Here is a 16642-nt window from a genome sequence, read left to right on the forward strand (position 1 = left end):
CCCCATGACACAAGTCGCGGTAATCGGTTCGGGACTCATGGGTTCGGGGATCGCACAGGTCACAAGCCTCGGCGGTTCCGACGTCACGCTGATCGACACGGACGAGGGGGCGCTCGACCGGGCGCTGGCGGCGATCCGCTCCTCCCTCGACCGCTTCGTCGCCAAGGAGAAGACCACCGCGGAGGCCGCCGAGGCGGCCCTGGCGCGGATCACGGTCGCCACGGACATCAAGGCCGCCGCGGGCGCGGGGATCGCCGTCGAAGCGGTCTTCGAGCGCCTCCCGGTCAAGCAGGAGGTCTTCCGGCAGCTCTCGGCGATCGTCTCGCCCGAGACGGTGCTCGCCACGAACACCTCGGCGATCCCGATCACGGAGATCGCCGCCGCGGCCACGCATCCGGAGCGCGTGGTCGGCACCCACTTCTTCTCGCCGGTCCCGATGATGCGCCTGTGCGAGCTGGTGCGCGGCCTGCACACCAGCGACGAGGCCCTGGCGACCGCCCGCGCGTTCGCGGAGGCCGCCGGGAAGACCTGCGTGGTCGTGAACCGGGACGTCGCGGGCTTCGCGACCACCCGCCTGATCTGCGCGCTCATCAACGAGGCGGCGCGGCTCGTGGAGGACGGCGTGATCTCCGCCGAGGACCTCGACACGGCTTGCAAGCTCGGATTCGGCCACCCGATGGGCCCGCTGGCGACCGCCGATCTCACGGGGATCGACGTGATCGCGCACGCCACGGAGAACATCTACGAGGACACCGCGGACCCGCAGTTCTTCCCGCCGGCGCTGCTGCGCCGCATGGTCGCCTCGGGCGCGATCGGCCGCAAGAGCGGCAAGGGGTTCTACGACTACTCGGAGTTATCCACAGGGGTGTGGATAACTTCCGTCACCGCTGGATCAGCGTCGCGCGGGCGGGTGCCAGCACCCGCTCGCCGGCGCTCACGGCCGTGATCGCGAGCTCGACGGTCCCGCCGTCGGCCTTGCGGACCTTGCCCTCGACCTCGACGGCCGTCCCCTCGGCGGGGACGACGACGGGCTTGGCGAAGCGGGCGGTGAACTCGGTGAGGCGGGCGTCGATCCCGTTCGCGGCGGCCCATTCGAGGATCGCGCGCGAGACCAGGCCCATCGTGTACATGCCGTGGGCGATGACGTCCGGGAGCCCGGCGGCCTTCGCGGCCGCCTCGTCCAGGTGGATCGGGTTGTGGTCCCCGGAGGCGTCGGCGTACGCGGCGAGGTGCCCGCGGCCGACGGGGTAGGAGGCGGTGAACACGGTCTCGCCGACCGCGAGGTCCGACAGGTTCACTGGGGGTCTCCCGCGACGAACAGCGTGGTCCACACCTCGGCGGCGAGGCCCTCGGCGTCGTCCACGGCGGTGCGGAGTGAGAGGAGGTCGCTCCCGGCGACGGTCTTGATGGACTCGACGGTGACGGTGCACGTCACCGCGTCCCCGGCCCGGAGGTCCCGGTGGTACGCGAAACGCTGCTCGCGGTGGAGGACCCGTCCCCAGTCGAGCCCGAAGTCCGGGTCGTCGATGAGGCGGTCCGCCGCGGGCAGCGTCAGCGAGATCAAGTAGGTAGGGGGTATCGAACCGGTGTCGGGGAGGCCGACGGCCTCGGCGAAGCGGGTCACCGACTCAGCGGTGAGCACCACCGGTTCGGTGGTCGGCAAGGACCGTCCCACATACGAAGCGTTGAGCATGTACCGGGGCGGGGAAGACTAGCGGGTCTCTTTGTGGACCTGCGAGGTCTTGCAGCGCGGGCAGTACTTCTTCAGTTCGAGCCGGTCGGGGTCGTTCCGCCGGTTCTTCTTCGTGATGTAGTTGCGCTCCTTGCACTCCGTGCACGCCAAGGTGATCTTGGGGCGGACGTCGGTAGCCTTGGCCACGATGAGTGCCTTCCTCTAGCGGAACCCGCCGGTCGGCGGGTTCTCCCTGCAAAACAAAACGGCGACCAGCGTAACGCAGTGGTCGCCGATTGCCAAAAGTAGCGATGGGCAGGATCGAACTGCCGACACAACGATTATGAGTCGTTTGCTCTACCACTGAGCTACACCGCCGTGTGCTCACTGCCGCCAGATTGGCTCTGGGTGAGCAGTACAACACCAGTCCGCTTTCGCTTCGAGGTGCTTCCGAGCCCCCTTACGGAATCGAACCGTAGACCTTCTCCTTACCATGGAGACGCTCTGCCGACTGAGCTAAGGGGGCGTTCGCGAGGCTTCCCTCGCGGCCTTGACAAGAGTACATGACCGGGCCCGGTCCGCCGAAGCGGGGCCCGCCCTGCGGCGCGGGCCACAGGCCCGGGTCAGACCACCCGCAGCCGGGCCTGGCCGCGGTTCCAGCCCTGCCCGTCGAGCCAGGCCGCGAAGCGGTCCGGCGGGAGCGGGCGCGAGAAGTAGTACCCCTGCCCGGCCTCGCAGTGGAGGCCCCGGAGCTGCTCGACGGTCTGGTGGGTCTCGATGCCCTCGGCGACCACGTCGATGTCGAAGTGCCGCGCCAGGCCCAGGACGGCCTCGACGATGGCGCGGTCGTCGTCGTCGGTCGCCATGCCCTGCACGAACCGCAGGTCGATCTTGATCTCCTGCACCGGCAGCCGCCGCAGGTACGCGAGCGAGGAGTACCCGGCGCCGAAGTCGTCCACCGAGAGCCGCACGCCCATCTCGTGGAGGCGCTCCAGCGCGGGCGTGAGCCGCGGCTCGCCGGAGACCACGTCGTCCTCGGTGATCTCGAACGTGAGCCGGTCCCCGGGGACGCCGTGGCGCTCCAGGAGCGCGGCGACCCGGTCGGGGAACTCGTTGTCCGAGAGGGTGCGCGGCGACAGGTTGACCGACATCGGCAGCGGCCCGTCCTCGCCGGCCCACTCCGCGGAGCGGCGCAGGGCCTCGTCCAGGACGGTGTCGGTGAGCCGCCCGAGCTGGCCGGTGGAGGCCGCGATCGGGATGAACTCCTCAGGCGCGACGGCCCCGTACGTCGGGTGGGCCCAGCGCACGAGCGCCTCGGCGCCGACGACGGCCCCGTCCGCGCCCGGGTCCCGGTCGAGCCGGACCTTCGGCTGGAAGTGGACTTCGAGGCGGGCCCGGTCGAGTGCCTTGCGGAGGTCGGCGGCGAGGCCGATGCGCCGCAGGGACTCCGATTCGAGCCCCGCGTGGTAGAGCTGGACGCCGTCGGCGGTGTCCTTGGCCTGCCTGGTGGCCCCGTCCACGCGCTTGAGGAGCTCGTCGGCGTCAGCGGCGAAGTCCGGGTGCGTGACCACGCCCACGGCCGCCGAGAGGCTGACGGCGACGCCGCCGACCTCGAACGGGCCCTGGACCTCCTCGCGCAGGCGCCGGGCGGTCTCCACGGCCGCGTCGGTGGAGGCGAGGCGGGTCTGGAGGATGAACTCGTCGGAGTCGATGCGGCCGATGAACGAGGCCGCGGGCGAGTGCTCCTTGAGCCGCCGCGCGAACTCGCGCAGCGCGGTGTCCCCGGCCTCGTGGCCGAGCGCGTCGTTGATCTCGTGCAGGGAGTCCATGTCGAACATGAACACGGCGACGACCTCGCCGGGCACGGTGATCGAGAGGGCCTCCTGGAGCGCTTCGAGGGACCGGCGGCGGCTCGGCAGGCCCGTGAGCGGGTCGTGGTAGGCGTCGTAGCGGAGCTGGTCGATCAGGCGCGAGTTGTCGACGGCGATGCTCACGTGCGCGGCGACGGTCTCCAGCAGTTGCAGGTCCACCGGCAGGAAGTGCGACATCTCGCCGCCGATCCGGTCGGAGACCGACAGGCACCCGTACACCTCGTCGCCCGAGCGCAGCGGCACCAGCAGCGCGTTGCGCAGGCCCGCGGCCGCGAGGGCCTCGCGCTGCTCGGGCGTGCCGTGCCTGGGGCCGATGAGGGTCGGCTCGCTGGTGTCGATCACGGCCCGCTGGAGCTCGTCGGGGACCGGGTCGAGGTCGGTGAGGCCCACGTCGTCCACCGACGAGGTGAGCCGGATCTCCGGGTAGCGGCCGTCGGCGGGGACCCACACGGTCGCCGACTCGGCGGACAGGAACTCCCGCAGCCGCCCCAGGGTCGCGTCGATGAGCCGGTTGGACCTGACCGAGCCCGCGACGAGGCTGGTGAAGTTGTTGAGCTCGTTGAGGATGTGCCGTTGGCGCCGCAGCTTCATGTAGCTGCGGGAGAGGGCCACGATGACGAGCAGGAGCGCCCCGAGCGGGATCCACGCCCACGGGGTGGCCTCGATGAGGATGAGGAACACCAGGCCCACGCAGGAGGCCATGAGCGGCCCGGCGAGGGTGAGCGCGAAGCCCGACCAGGCCCGGACCATGCTCCGCCACCCGTTGAGCAGGAACATGAGCGAGGAGATCAGGGCCGTGGTGATGAACCCGGTGATGACGATCGCGCCGACGATGACGAGCCACGTCATGGGCTCGTGCGCCGAGCCGATGCCGACGGCCTGGACGATGGCCGCGGCGGTGCCCGCGCCGAACGCGGAGATGCCCATGTTGAACAGGGACTTGAGGGGGCCGACCGGGGAGCGGAGGAACCGCCCGCCGTAGAACAGGCCCGAGGAGACGATCCGGATGAGCACGATCCAGAACGGCGGCAGGTAGAACAGCGCCAGGACCAGCGGGATGTCCGCGAGGTTGAAGGAGATGCGGTGGCCGCGCAGGTCCTGCTGCACGAGCAGGTTCTGTGCGACTAGGAACGCGACGGTGAAGGCGCTTGCCTGGAGGAGCGGGGCGCTCTCGGGCGGTCCGAAGGCGACGAGCATCCCCGCGTCGGCGCCCAGGACGAGGATCGTGAGCGCCCATGGCGCGGACTTGAGCAGGATGCTGCTGAACTGCTCATTCGCCATGGGCGGACTCGATCGACATGCGGTACCCGGCTACGGGGTGATCTCGCCGGAGTTCTGGACCGTGTACGACGACTCGGTCACAGCGGCGGCCTTGGTGATCTCACCGGAGTTGCCCCCGGCGGACGCGGGTCCGGCGATCACGCAGGCGGCGATCAGGCCGGCAGCGGCCGCCGCGCTGAGCTTCTTCAAAAATCTGGCCGGTTTCACAGGGCCTCCCGTGAGTGGTGGGTACGTTCAGTCAAGGGGACCAGTTGAGCCCATGGTGCCACAGTCGGATCGCACTAGGGAAGGCTTGCGACCGTGATTCTCGCGCTCTTTCTGGTTCAGCCCTACGTGCGAGTAGGGTCCGCGCCCATTGTCGCCGATGACCCGGGGGCGTTCGCTCACGGGTCGGCCGTTCGCAGCGCATGACACGGCCCTTGCGAATAGGTTAGGCTTGCCTTACTCCCGAAGACGGCCACGACTCGACAAGGAATACGCCCATGTCTGCTGACACCGCTGCCGCGATGTCGTTCTCGGCCCGCATCCGCGAGGCGTCGTGGTCCCGCCACCAGGGCCTCGACCCCTCCGCCGACACCGAGCGCGAACCGGGCCTGTTCGACCGGCTCTTCGACGGCTCCCTCGCCGTGGACGACTACACCCGCTGGCACGCGCAGCAGTTCTTCGTCTACGAGGCCATCGAGGCCGCGGGCGACCGCCTCGCCGGCGACCCGGTCGCCGGGCCGTTCGTCTTCGCGGAGCTGGCGCGCCGTCACTCGATCGAGGCGGACCTGAAGTACCTCATGGGCCCCAAGTGGCGCTCCGGCGCCGAGCCGCTCCCCTCCACGCGCGCCTATGTGGACCGCATCACCGAGGCCGCCACGGAGCCCGCCGGGTACGTCGCCCACGCCTACACGCGCTACCTCGGGGACCTCTCGGGCGGCCAGGCGTTCGGGAAGGCAGCGCGCCGCAACTACGGCTTCGACGGCGAGGGCGCCTCGTTCTACGAGTTCACCGGGATCGGCAGCCCGAAGGCGTTCAAGGACGAGTACCGCTCGCGCCTGGACGCGATCGACCTGCCCGAGGACGCGAAGGCCCGCCTCGTCGAGGAGATCCTCCTCGCCTACGACCACAACGGCGCGGTGCTCACCGAACTGAGCGCGAACCTGGGCCGCAACCCCTTCGAGCCCAAGGTGATCGCGGCGATCTGCCACCACATGAACCACGACCACGCCGCCGACACCCTCGTCATCTGCCGCGGCGCGGGCGGTCGGCCCGAGGCGCACGCGGCCCGGATGACCGGCTTCGACGGCGACGGCGCGGACTTCAAGGCCGCGGTCGGAGACGGCGAAGTGGACGTGCGCGTCGCGTGGGCCCGCCCGCTCACCGAGCGCGCCGAGGTCCGCCCCGAGATCGTGCGGATCTTCACCGAGTCCGAGGAGCGGCTTGAAAGCTGACCTCTACCGGTCCGCGATGTCCTGATTGTCGCGACACGCCGGGCGGTGACGAATCTCCCCCGCCCGGCGCCGTCGGCGCTACCGTGTCCCGGTTGCCAAGCTCACGGACGGCCCCCCGGAGCCCGCACCCGCTGCGGCCCGCCGTCCCGTCCGATGAGTCACTTCGGACCCGGAGGATTCGTTGTCCGACACCGGACCGGCAGGCGCCCAAGCGATTCGGCGCCACGCCGCCCGGCCGCACCGCACGAGGGGCCAGCACCGCGCCTCGTGGGCCGCAGAACTCTCCCCGCTGCTGGCGGGGACCCAGCGCCGCTACACCGCCGTCGTCGGCTCGGCCGTGGCCGGCGCCTCCATCGTCGCGATGGCGACCGCCGCCGGGATGCCCTCGGGCGAGGAGCCCGAGCCGTCCAGGGCCGTCAGCGACATCGCCGCGCTCGCGGCCGAGGCGAGCGTCCCCGAGGACGCCCTCCCCGCAGGCGCCTCCGACGCCGGGTCCGTCCCCGCGGGGGCCGCCCCGGGCGAGGCGGTCGCCGCTGCGGACACCGCCGAGCGCGTCTCGCCGGTGACCGCGCAGGACGCGCAGGTGAAGTGGCGGCCGATGCTCGACCACATCACGATCACGTCCTTGTTCGGCCAGCGCTGGGGCCGCAACCACAACGGCGTCGACTTCGACGCCGCGACCGGCGACCCGGTCTACGCCGCCTACCCGGGCACCGTGAAGCACGCGGGCTGGGAGACCGGCTTCGGGAACCTCGTGATCATCGACCACGGCAACGGCGTCGAGACCTACTACGCGCACAACTCGAAGATCGTCGTCGCCGAGGGCCAGTGGGTCGACGGCGGCGACCAGATCTCCGAGGCCGGGAACACCGGCCGCTCCTTCGGCTCCCACTGCCACTTCGAGGTGCACGTGAACGGGGAGCCGGTGGAGCCGCTGAACTACCTCTCCGGCGTGGGCCTGGACCTGCGTTAGAGCTTGGACACCGGTGCCAGGCGCAGGATGACCCACTTGGGTTCGCCGTCGCCGAAGTCGATGCGCGCCTGGGCCCGCGGGCCCGAGCCCTTGAGCTCCACGACCCGCCCGAGCCCGTACTTGTCGTGCGTGACCCGGTCGCCCACGTCGAGGACCGGCACGTCGCCGGAGTTCCGCATGACGATCGGCTGCCCGAACGAGGGCGCCTTGGTCTTGACGACCCGCGGCGGCGGCGCCGACTCGGACCACTCGATGAGGTCCCCGGGGATCTCGGCGAGGAACCGGCTGGCCGCGTAGTACTGCGGCTGCCCGAACACGTTCCGGGTCCCGGCCCGCGTCAGGTGCAGGTGCTTGCGGGCGCGGGTGAGCCCCACGTACGCGAGGCGCCGCTCCTCCTCCATGTCGCCGGGTTTGCTCATGGACCGCTCGTGCGGGAACAGGCCGTCGTCGAGCCCGGTGAGGAACACCGTGTCGAACTCCAGGCCCTTCGCGGTGTGGAGCGTCATGAGCGTGACGACCCCGCCCTCCTGGGCCTCGGGGTCGGGGATCGAGTCGGCGTCCGACACGAGCGCCACGTGCTCCAGGAACGAGGGCACGTCGGCGTTGAGGTCCTGCTCGTCGTCGTCGGTCGTGCCGCGCACGACCTGCTCGGTGAACTCGTGCGCGACGGCCACGAGCTCCTGGAGGTTCTCGATGCGGCCCTCGTCCTGCGGGTCCTTGGACTGCTCCAGCCCGTCGAGGTACCCGGTGTCGGCGATGAGCTTGTCGAGGACCTCCTCGGGCGGCGCGGTCTTCGCCAGTTCCGTTGCGGCGTCGATGATCTCGCAGAACTTCCTGATCCCGGGCCGGGCCCGGCCGGAGATCCCGGGGGCCTCGTCGGCCCGGTGCAGCGCCTCGGGGAACGACACCTTCAGCCGCGCCGCGAGCGCCTCGACCTCGGCGACCGCCCGGTCCCCGACGCCGCGCTTGGGCGTGTTCACCACGCGCATCGCCGAGACCGTGTCGTCCGGGTTCGCCGTGAGCTTCAGGTACGCGAGCATGTCGCGGACCTCTTTGCGCTCGTAGAAGCGGACGCCGCCGACGACCTTGTACGGGATGCCGCGGCGCACGAACACCTCCTCGAACGCGCGGGACTGGGCGTTGGTGCGGTAGAAGATCGCGGTGTCGCCGAAGCTCGTGTCCTTCGCGTCCACGAGCTCGTCGATGCGCCCGGCGACCCACGCGGCCTCGTCGTGCTCGTTGTCGCCGGTGTGCCCGAGGATGCGCCCTCCGGGGCCCTCGTCGCTCCACAGGCGCTTCTCGCGGCCGCGCTCGGTGTTGTTGCGGATGACCCCGTTGGCGGCGTCGAGGATCGTCTGCGTGGACCGGTAGTTCTGCTCCAGCAGGATCGTCTTCGCGTCGGGGAAGTCCCGCTCGAACTCGATGATGTTGCGGATCGTGGCCCCGCGGAACGCGTAGATCGACTGGTCGGCGTCGCCGACCACGCACAGCTCGGCCCGGTCGTCTCCGGTGCCGACCAGTTCGCGCACGAGCGTGTACTGGGCGTGGTTGGTGTCCTGGTACTCGTCGACCATGACGTGCCGGAAGCGCATCCGGTAGAGCTTGGCGACCTCCGGGAACGCCCGGAACAGGTGCACCGTGGACCCGATGATGTCGTCGAAGTCGACGGCCTGCGCGAGGCGCAGCCGCTCGTCGTACTGCGAGTACACGTCGGCGACGAGCTTCGCGCGCGCGTCGTCGGCGCTGGACGCGGCCTGGTCGGGGCCGATCAGCTCGTTCTTGAGCCGGGAGATCTCGGCGGCGAGCCAGCGCGGCGAGTGCTTCTTGGAGTCGAGGCCGAGGTCCTTGACGATCTGGGTGAGCAGCCGCCGGGCGTCGTCGGTGTCGTAGATCGTGAAGGACTGCTTCCAGCCGAGCCGGTGGGCCTCGCGGCGCAGGATGCGCAGGCACGCGGAGTGGAACGTGAGGACCCACATGGCCCGCGAGCGGGGCCCGATGAGGTCGTCGACGCGTTCGCGCATCTCTGCGGCGGCCTTGTTCGTGAAGGTGATCGCGAGGATCTCGCCCGGGTGGGCGCCCCGCTCCCCCAGGAGGTAGGCGATGCGGTGGGTGAGGACGCGGGTCTTGCCCGAGCCCGCGCCCGCCACGATGAGCAGCGGCGATCCGGCGTGCTCGACGGCTTGGCGTTGCGGTTCGTTGAGGCCGGTCAGGAGGTCGTTCATCGCGGTCAATTATGCCGCGCCGGGTACGACACTCTTCCGGCGCGGCGTCACCCTTTAGAGCGGTCCGCGCCCGGCGCGCAGGACCAGCATCGCGATCTGGACGCCGTCCTCGCCGAGGGCGGTGCGGTACTTCTCCAGGATGGCGCGTTCGCGGTCGAGGACGAGGCGGGTGCCGCCGTTGGCCATGCGGATCTCGCCGATGCGCTTCGAGACGGCGGCGCGGCGGTGCCAGATGCGGATGAGCTCGTCGTCGAGCGCGTTGATCTCGGTGCGCAGGCTGTCGAGCTCGTCCGTCGTCACTTCGGTCTGGGCGGTCATCAGGGTCTCCTTGCGTGGATTCGGATCTAGGTCCGGGAGGTCCGCCCCGAGCGTGAAAAAAGCCCCGGGCGGTCCGCCCGGGGCTGTAGGTCTGAGTTCAGCGCGACCTACGGCTCGGGTGGTCCGTGCCGTAGTAAAAGTAAAATCGCGCGCTCTGAGTCACGCCGCAAGTATGCCACACGCCCGCCGGTGCGACCAGCGGGCGTGTGGCGATTCGTACGGTGTTCGCCTGGTGTTTAGGCGTCCGAGCCCCAGTCGGCGCGGGCGGCGCGGCGGCGCATGAGCACCATCGCGACGACGCCGGCGACCAGGACCGCACCGCCGATGGAGGCGATGTAGGTCAGGCTGGTGCCGGTGACCGGAAGCTGCGGCTTCGGCGACTCGGAGGGCGACTCGACGACGTCGAGGTTGAACTCCAGCTCGGCCGCGTACTCGGAGGAGTGCTCCTCGGCGAGGATGAGGCGCTGGCCGACGACGTCGGCGCCTTCGGCGTCGACGGGCACGAAGGTGCGCCCGGCCGGGGTGGTCCAGGTGATCGAGTCGGTCACGAGCGTGACGGAGGCGGTGGCCGCCTCGTCGAACTGGACGTAGAAGGTCTGGCCGTCGACGAAGGTGGTGACCTCGTCGCCGTTCTCGTCGACGATGGTGGCGCCTTCAGGCTGGCTGAAGGTCAGCTCGTCGAAGTTGGTGGAGACGGTGAACGGGCCGACCTTGGCGCCGTCGGTGACGGCCTCGGAGTCGTCGACGTCGAAGTAGGGCTCGAAGTCGGGCTCGTCGACGGGCTCGGCGATCTCCAGGAGGTAGTCGTGGACCGCGAGGACCGCGGTGTCGACGCCGGCCTCACCCTCGGTGGGGTCGGACTCGTTGATCGCGAAGCCGTCGGTCAGCTCCCAGATGGCGGCCTGGGTGCCGGCGTAGGCGACCTCGTCCTGGGTGAACGGGTCGATGGTCTCGCCGTCGACGCCGGCGGCGGTCAGGAGGTCGGCGGCGTTGCCGCCGTTGTAGCCCTCCAGGAGGACGCCGAGGACGTACGGCAGGGCGGCCGGGTCGTCGAGCGCGATCGAGTCCCAGGGGCGCTCGGCGTGGATCAGGTCGCTTTCGAGACCGACTTCGATCTGGATGCAGTAGACGGTGCGGGCTTCGCCGTCACCGAGGTCGATGCCCATGACGACGGCCTGCGGGTTCTGGTTCCCGTGCAGGCGGATGCCGTCGGACTCGAACACGATGGTCCCGGACGCACCCGACGGGGTGGGTTCCTCGTCTTGCGCTTGGGCTGCGGCGACACCGCTGAGGCCGAGCATGACGCCCGCCGCAGCGGCGAGCGTCCCTTTCAGGGCTTTGCTCATCATTCGTAGAAGTCCCTTTGCTTTTCCGAGGGATTGACGCGTTGGAATGTTCCTTCCGACACGTTAGCGGCCGCCCGCCGGTTGCATCAGGGGGCCGGGGATCGCTGAGCTGGGGACCTGTTGCGAGGCAACGAAAGCGGCGCGACCTCGGAGAGGAGCGCCACTATAACGATTCGGTATCGACTCACCCTGTGCGATCAGGACGGTGACGGGGGGCGACCAGCGGGGCCGGTGTGGCGCGCGCGAGTCAGACTCGCTCTGCACGCGCGAGCGGCCGGAACCGGGGCGGATCGCTTGCCCCGGTTCCGGCCTCATCATGCGCCGGGCGGAAGAAGAGCCGGGGAGCGCGCCCGGCCGGACCGGGTCGGAGTGGTCCGGATCGCTCCTGCGGCAGCGGACGGGTCTGGGGGACCGCCCGCGTCCTTGGTGTCTAGTGCGCCGCGGCCTTGCGGCGCTTGGCGAACACGGTGACCGTGAGGCCGCCGATGAGCAGCGCCAGTCCGGCCGCGAACGCGACGGTGAGGCTGGTGCCGGTCTTGGGGAGCTGCGCGCCGCCGGACTCGCTGGGCCGGTCGGTGGGGGCGTCGAGGGCGAAGCGCCATTCGGCGGGGACCTCGCCTTCGCGCGGCTGCGCGAGGATGAGCTTCTGCGACTCGCCGGAGATGACGCGGTTGGCCGCGTCGCCCGACAGGGACGCCTCGGTGGTCGCGAGGAACACCCGGCCCACCGGCAGGTCGTATGCGGCCGTGCCGGTCACGGTGATCTCGCTGCTGTTGTCGTCGAGGGCGATCCAGAACTGCTCGCCGTCGTCCAGGGAGTCCGCGATGTCGCCGTTCTCCTTCTCCAGGCGGCCGCCGTCGGCTTCGAGCGCGACGGGGCCGGCGTTGGACCGCACCGTGTACGGGCCGAAGCGCCCGTCGACGTACGTCGCGTCCTCTTCGCCTTCGAGGTCCACGATGTACTCGGAGGGGTCGGGCACGCGCCCGGGCTCCTCGGTGAGGTGCTCGTAGACCGCGAGGACCGCTTCGTCCTCGCCGTTGTTGCCGCCCTTGACCGGGTTGTCCTCCAGGAGGTCCCAGTCGTCGGTGAAGTGCCAGACGGCGGCCTGCGTGCCCGCGTAGGCGACCTTCACGGTCTCCTCGTCGGTCCAGTCGGGGTTGACCTCGCCGCCGGCGTCCTCGATGAGGTCCTCCGCGCCGACGTTCGGGTACCCGTTGAACAGGACCCACCGCACCGCTTCGAGGTTCGCGACCCCCGACTCCTCCCAGTGGCCCTCCTCGTAGGGGGACTCGGTGTCGAGCGGGGTGCGGATGTCGATGCAGTAGACCGTGTAGGTCTCCTCGGCGCCGTGCGGGGTGAGTCCGAGGACGTTGGCCCACACGTCGTACCGGTCGCCGTCGAGCTTCCCGCGCAGCTCCAGGCCCGGCTCGGCGACCGGGTCGCCGGTGATCGGCGCGGGCTCCTCCTGCGCGAAGACGGGCCCGCCCGCGAGGACGGCGGCCAGAGTCGCCGCGGCGGCGAGCGGAGTGCGGAACGTCTTGAGTCTCATCGTGATTCGGTCCTCCTGGGAGTGGACGTGAGGTGTGGGGCCGCGGCGCCCGTCACGAAGGGAAACGAGGCCCCCGCGCGGACGGGCGCGGCCACTCCACCGAACGATGTGGAGAATCCTCCGAAAGTACGAGGACGAATCAGGGCAAGCGGCGCTCCCGGCACTCCCGCAACACGCAAGCAGGGGCCGGAGCACCCCGCGGCGCGCTCTATAGTCGGAGTCATGCCGATCTCGAAAGCCGCCGCTCGCGGCATCACCGACGAATTCGCCCGGCGGAGGGGACCCAAGACCGGGCTGGTCGTGGGCGCGTCCTGGGGGAACCCGGTGCTGACGGCCGCGCTCGAAGCGCTCATGCCCGCCGACAAGCTCACCGTCGTCGCCGACCGGTCCTCCATTGAGGACCTCCGCGCGTCGCTGGCGGCCGAGGGCTCCTGGACCGCCGGGAACGTCACCGCCGTGGCGGACCTCGGCGACGCCGAGCCCGCCGAGGAGGTCATGCTCGCCGAGGCAGTGACCGTCGAGGCCGAGGCGTTCATCGACCGGATCGCCCTGCTGCGCGAGAAGGTCGCCCCCGGCGGGGTCCTGTCCTTCGCCGCCACCCTGACCGCGCCCGCCCGCGAGGAGATCGCCGAACTGGTCGCCGACTACGGCATCGGCACCGACCTGATCGTCCGCTCGCTCCCGCCCGTGCGCATCCACAAGCTCCGCATCGGCTCCGCGTCCAAGCACGACGGCGAGCCGCGCGCCGTCGCCCCCGCCGAGGACCTCGCCCCCGCCTGGCGCGCCTCCTCGGTCGCCCTCACCCCGAACACCCACCTCGACTCCAACGGCGTCATCGCCGCCGGACTCCTCCTCGGGACCGCCTGGGCCGCGAAGAAGATCCGCCCCTCCTCGAAGGCGTGGGTCCTGCCCGCGCTCGCCGCCGTCCCCGTGGCCGCGTTCTTCCGCGACCCTGTGCGCGAGGCCGACCTGCGCGGCGAAGACGACGAGCCCGAAGCGGTCCTCGCCGCCTCCGACGGCCGCATCATGGCCGTGGAGACCGTCGTGGACGAGCGCTTCGGCGCCGCCACCGGCAGCGCGGGCGCCGAATGGCTGCGCATCGCGGCGTACCTGTCGATCACCGACGTGCACATCAACCGCTCCCCCGTCGCGGGCGAAGTGGTCGACGTGTTCACCGAGCGCGGCGGCTACGCGAAGGTCTCCGCCCCCGAGGCCGAGCACAACGCCGCCTGCTACACCGTCGTGGCGACCCGCCGCGGCCGCGTCGTCGTCGCCCAGCGCACCGGCGCGGTCCTGCGCCGCATCGTCAACCGCACCAAGCCCGGCGCCTCACTCGCCAAGGGCGAGCGCTACGGCCTCATCAGGTTCGGCTCCCGCACCGACGTGTACCTCCCCGCCGGAGCCGCCGAAGCCGCGGTCGTCCCCGGCGACCCGGTCCGCGCCGGGGAGACGGTCATCGCGCGCTGGCGCTAAGCCTGCGCGGCGAGGTTCTTGAGGTCCACCACTTGCAGGGCGTCCTCGACGGCCGCCGACAAAGGCAGGTCGTCGAGGGCCTCGGCGTCCCACCAGCGCGACTCGCTCGTGGAACCGCCCGCGGCCTCCACGACCACGGCCGCGGAGGGATCGGGCACCGTCGCCGAGTAGATCGCGCGCACCCCGTGCCAGTCCAGCGGGTACCCCTCGGGGCCGATCGCGCGGCGGTGCCGGAACGACGTGACGTTGAGCAGCCCGCCGACCTGGGCGTCCTGCCCGGTCTCCTCGTAGATCTCCCGCGCGACCGCGGCCTTCGGGGACTCCCCGAAGTCGACGCCGCCGCCGGGCAGGTGCCAGGTCCCGCCGCCGGGGTAGCCCTCGGCGATGCGGGCGAGCAGGATGCGGCCGTCGCCGTCGGCGACGACCCCGTACGCGCCGAAGCGCTGGCCGCGGCGGCGCCGGCCCTTCTTCGCCTTCGCAGGCGGCACGGGCCGGGTCTCCTGCGGAGCCTTGTCGACGCGCCCGGCCAGCCGGTCGTCGGCGAGCCCGAGGGCCGCCGAGACGAACGGCGAATGGGGCTCGGCGGCGGCGCGGGACGGCTCGACCCATTCCGCGGTCTCCCCCGCGAAGTCCGCCGCGGGACCGCCCTTGACGTCGGCGGCGTAGAGGATCGCGTTCGTGTGGACCCCGCGGCGCGCGACCGCGACGGCCTCCAGGGGCCGCCCCACGGTCACGTCGTAGCCGGTGTGCTCGGCCAGGAGCCGCCCGGCGGCCCGCTTCGGCGGCTCGCCGTGGTCGATGACCCCGCCGGGCAGGTGCCAGGGGCCCGCTTCCCTGCCCGCGCGCTTCCGGCGCGTCAGCAGGACCCGGCCGTTCTCGTCACGTACCTCCCCGTACGCAGCTATCCGGAATTGCATCCCTCAACTGTACGGCGTGTTCACGTGGCGACTACTCCCATTCGATCGTGCCCGGGGGCTTCGAGGTGACATCGAGCACGACGCGGTTGACGTCGGCGACCTCGTTGGTGATCCGGGTGGAGATCTTCGCGAGCAGCTCGTAGGGCAGGCGCGACCAGTCCGCGGTCATCGCGTCCTCGGAGGAGACCGGGCGCAGCACGATCGGGTGCCCGTAGGTGCGGCCGTCGCCCTGGACGCCCACGGAGCGGACGTCGGCGAGGAGCACCACCGGGAACTGCCACACGGACCGGTCCAGGCCCGCGGCGGTCAGCTCGGCGCGCGCGATCGCGTCGGCGGCCTTGAGCAGGTCCAGGCGCTCCTTCGTGACCTCCCCGACGATGCGGATGCCCAGGCCGGGGCCCGGGAACGGGTGGCGCCAGATCATCGCCTCGGGCAGGCCCAGCTCCAGGCCGATCGCCCGGACCTCGTCCTTGAAGAGAGTCCGCAGCGGCTCCACCAGCGCGAACTGGAGGTCGTCGGGGAGACCCCCGACGTTGTGGTGGCTCTTGATGTTCGCCGTGCCGGTGCCGCCGCCGGACTCGACGACGTCCGGGTACAGGGTGCCCTGCACGAGGAAGTCGATGCCGTGCTCCTCGGCGAGCCCGCGGGCCGCGGCCTCGAACGTGCGGATGAACTCGCGGCCGATGATCTTGCGCTTCTCCTCGGGGTCCGTGACGCCCTTGAGGGCGGTGAGGAACTGCTCCGAGACGTCCACGGTGCGCACGTCGATGCCGGTGAGCTGCGCGTAGTCCTTCTCGACCTGCTCGGCCTCGCCCGCGCGCAGCAGCCCGTGGTCCACGAACACGCACGTGAGCTGGTCCCCGACCGCGCGGTGCACGAGCGCCGCCGCGACCGAGGAGTCCACGCCGCCCGAGAGCGCGCACAGGACCCGCTTGTCGCCGACCTGCTCGCGGATCGCCGCGACCTGCTCGTCGATGATCGCCGAGTTCGTCCAGTTCGGCTTGATGCCCGCGATGTCGTGCAGGAAGTGCCGGATCACGGCCTGGCCGTGCGGGGTGTGCGCGACCTCCGGGTGGTACTGGACGCCCGCCAGCCGGGACTGGAGGTTCTCGAACGCCGCCACCGGGGCGCCGCCCGTGCGCGCCACCACCTCGAAGCCCGCGGGGGCCTCGGTCACCGAGTCGCCGTGGCTCATCCACACCGACTGGTGCTCGGGGAGCCCGTCGAGGAGCTTCGACGCGCACAGCACGTCCAGCTCCGTCCCGCCGTACTCCGACAGCCCGGTCTTCGCGACCGTCCCGCCCAGGGCCTTCGCCATCGCCTGGAACCCGTAGCAGATCCCCAGCACCGGCACCCCGGCCGCGAACAGCGCCGGGTCCACCTGCGGGGCGCCCTCGGCGTACACGCTCGAAGGACCGCCCGACAGGATGATCGCGGCGGGCTCCTTCGCGAGCATCTCCTCCGCGGGCATCGAGGACGGGACGATCTCCGAGTAGACGTGGGCCTCCCGGACGCGGCGAGCGATGAGCTGCGCGTATTGGGCCCCGAAGTCGACCACCAGCACCGTTTGTCGCATGCCACCAG

General features: G+C 71.1%; 15 protein-coding genes and 2 tRNA genes. 4 read left to right on the forward strand and 13 right to left on the reverse strand.

What is annotated here, in order from left to right; translation table 11 throughout:
- The first annotated feature begins 4 nt into the window (after window positions 1–4).
- On the forward strand, window positions 5–946 hold the full coding sequence (locus tag ACFFXY_RS00380; protein WP_382344811.1) for a 3-hydroxyacyl-CoA dehydrogenase family protein: 942 nt from the start codon (window positions 5–7) through the stop codon (window positions 944–946).
- On the opposite strand, the gene ACFFXY_RS00385 is transcribed toward ACFFXY_RS00380, so the two are convergent.
- From ACFFXY_RS00385 to ACFFXY_RS00415, 7 genes are all read right to left on the reverse strand, one after another.
- Window positions 882–1298, reverse strand: a complete 417-nt coding sequence (locus ACFFXY_RS00385) for a MaoC/PaaZ C-terminal domain-containing protein (protein ID WP_382344813.1) — start codon at window positions 1296–1298, stop codon at window positions 882–884. The two genes, ACFFXY_RS00380 and ACFFXY_RS00385, sit on opposite strands and share 65 nt — an antisense overlap.
- A complete protein-coding gene (locus ACFFXY_RS00390; protein ID WP_382344814.1) occupies window positions 1295–1663 on the reverse strand; it encodes an FAS1-like dehydratase domain-containing protein in 369 nt (122 codons plus the stop codon). The genes ACFFXY_RS00385 and ACFFXY_RS00390 overlap by 4 nt, the downstream gene beginning before the upstream one ends.
- Before the next feature lie 48 nt (window positions 1664–1711).
- Window positions 1712–1879 carry a 50S ribosomal protein L33 gene (rpmG, locus tag ACFFXY_RS00395; RefSeq protein WP_181245701.1) on the reverse strand — a complete coding sequence of 56 codons (168 nt, stop codon included), beginning with the start codon at window positions 1877–1879 and terminating at the stop codon, window positions 1712–1714.
- A gap of 99 nt (window positions 1880–1978) precedes the next feature.
- Window positions 1979–2050: transfer RNA gene (locus ACFFXY_RS00400), tRNA-Met, on the reverse strand.
- A gap of 75 nt (window positions 2051–2125) precedes the next feature.
- Window positions 2126–2198, reverse strand: a tRNA-Thr gene (locus ACFFXY_RS00405).
- A 97-nt stretch (window positions 2199–2295) separates the two neighbouring features.
- Window positions 2296–4824: a putative bifunctional diguanylate cyclase/phosphodiesterase gene (locus ACFFXY_RS00410; RefSeq protein WP_382344815.1), complete on the reverse strand. Its 2529-nt coding sequence runs from the start codon at window positions 4822–4824 to the stop codon at window positions 2296–2298.
- A 30-nt stretch (window positions 4825–4854) separates the two neighbouring features.
- Window positions 4855–5031, reverse strand: a complete 177-nt coding sequence (locus tag ACFFXY_RS00415; protein ID WP_359952365.1) for a hypothetical protein — start codon at window positions 5029–5031, stop codon at window positions 4855–4857.
- Between the two features lie 275 nt (window positions 5032–5306).
- On the opposite strand from ACFFXY_RS00415, the gene ACFFXY_RS00420 reads away from it, so the two are divergent.
- Window positions 5307–6260, forward strand: a complete 954-nt coding sequence (locus ACFFXY_RS00420; RefSeq protein ID WP_382344816.1) for a biliverdin-producing heme oxygenase — start codon at window positions 5307–5309, stop codon at window positions 6258–6260.
- A 181-nt stretch (window positions 6261–6441) separates the two neighbouring features.
- A complete protein-coding gene (locus tag ACFFXY_RS00425; protein ID WP_382344817.1) occupies window positions 6442–7233 on the forward strand; it encodes a M23 family metallopeptidase in 792 nt (263 codons plus the stop codon).
- Here the strand turns inward: ACFFXY_RS00425 and pcrA are convergent.
- The 4 genes from pcrA to ACFFXY_RS00445 all read right to left on the reverse strand — a co-directional run bounded on the left by pcrA (window position 7230) and on the right by ACFFXY_RS00445 (window position 12668).
- Entirely contained in the window at window positions 7230–9455 is a 2226-nt protein-coding gene (pcrA, locus tag ACFFXY_RS00430) for a DNA helicase PcrA (protein ID WP_382344818.1), read from the reverse strand. The genes ACFFXY_RS00425 and pcrA overlap by 4 nt on opposite strands.
- 54 nt (window positions 9456–9509) lie before the next feature.
- A complete protein-coding gene (locus ACFFXY_RS00435; protein WP_382344819.1) occupies window positions 9510–9773 on the reverse strand; it encodes a chorismate mutase in 264 nt (87 codons plus the stop codon).
- A 236-nt stretch (window positions 9774–10009) separates the two neighbouring features.
- Window positions 10010–11122, reverse strand: coding sequence for a Cys-Gln thioester bond-forming surface protein (locus ACFFXY_RS00440; RefSeq protein ID WP_382344820.1), 1113 nt, complete (start codon window positions 11120–11122; stop codon window positions 10010–10012).
- A gap of 427 nt (window positions 11123–11549) precedes the next feature.
- Window positions 11550–12668: a Cys-Gln thioester bond-forming surface protein gene (locus tag ACFFXY_RS00445; RefSeq protein WP_382344821.1), complete on the reverse strand. Its 1119-nt coding sequence runs from the start codon at window positions 12666–12668 to the stop codon at window positions 11550–11552.
- 222 nt (window positions 12669–12890) lie between these two features.
- Here ACFFXY_RS00445 and ACFFXY_RS00450 point away from each other — a divergent pair, with 222 nt between their 5' ends.
- On the forward strand, window positions 12891–14141 hold the full coding sequence (locus ACFFXY_RS00450) for a phosphatidylserine decarboxylase (protein WP_382344822.1): 1251 nt from the start codon (window positions 12891–12893) through the stop codon (window positions 14139–14141).
- Here the strand turns inward: ACFFXY_RS00450 and ACFFXY_RS00455 are convergent.
- On the reverse strand, window positions 14138–15058 hold the full coding sequence (locus tag ACFFXY_RS00455; protein ID WP_382344823.1) for an NUDIX hydrolase: 921 nt from the start codon (window positions 15056–15058) through the stop codon (window positions 14138–14140). The genes ACFFXY_RS00450 and ACFFXY_RS00455 overlap by 4 nt on opposite strands.
- A gap of 31 nt (window positions 15059–15089) precedes the next feature.
- Complete coding sequence (guaA, locus tag ACFFXY_RS00460) at window positions 15090–16634, reverse strand: glutamine-hydrolyzing GMP synthase (RefSeq protein WP_382344824.1); 1545 nt, start codon at window positions 16632–16634, stop codon at window positions 15090–15092.
- Window positions 16635–16642 lie beyond the last annotated feature (8 nt).

Origin of the sequence: Glycomyces mayteni, from assembly GCF_042428885.1 — a bacterium.
In the GTDB taxonomy this organism is placed as follows: Bacteria; Actinomycetota; Actinomycetes; order Mycobacteriales; family Micromonosporaceae; genus Glycomyces; species Glycomyces mayteni.

What these genes read in the sequence shown, in the direction of transcription:
- ACFFXY_RS00380 (WP_382344811.1), top strand. Translation starts at nt 5, where the DNA reads ATGACACAAGTCGCGGTAATCGGTTCGGGACTCATGGGTTCGGGGATC.
- ACFFXY_RS00410 (WP_382344815.1), bottom strand. Translation starts at nt 4,824, where the DNA reads ATGGCGAATGAGCAGTTCAGCAGCATCCTGCTCAAGTCCGCGCCATGG.
- ACFFXY_RS00420 (WP_382344816.1), top strand. Translation starts at nt 5,307, where the DNA reads ATGTCTGCTGACACCGCTGCCGCGATGTCGTTCTCGGCCCGCATCCGC.
- pcrA (WP_382344818.1), bottom strand. Translation starts at nt 9,455, where the DNA reads ATGAACGACCTCCTGACCGGCCTCAACGAACCGCAACGCCAAGCCGTC.
- ACFFXY_RS00435 (WP_382344819.1), bottom strand. Translation starts at nt 9,773, where the DNA reads ATGACCGCCCAGACCGAAGTGACGACGGACGAGCTCGACAGCCTGCGC.
- ACFFXY_RS00440 (WP_382344820.1), bottom strand. Translation starts at nt 11,122, where the DNA reads ATGATGAGCAAAGCCCTGAAAGGGACGCTCGCCGCTGCGGCGGGCGTC.
- ACFFXY_RS00445 (WP_382344821.1), bottom strand. Translation starts at nt 12,668, where the DNA reads ATGAGACTCAAGACGTTCCGCACTCCGCTCGCCGCCGCGGCGACTCTG.
- ACFFXY_RS00450 (WP_382344822.1), top strand. Translation starts at nt 12,891, where the DNA reads ATGCCGATCTCGAAAGCCGCCGCTCGCGGCATCACCGACGAATTCGCC.
- ACFFXY_RS00455 (WP_382344823.1), bottom strand. Translation starts at nt 15,058, where the DNA reads ATGCAATTCCGGATAGCTGCGTACGGGGAGGTACGTGACGAGAACGGC.
- guaA (WP_382344824.1), bottom strand. Translation starts at nt 16,634, where the DNA reads ATGCGACAAACGGTGCTGGTGGTCGACTTCGGGGCCCAATACGCGCAG.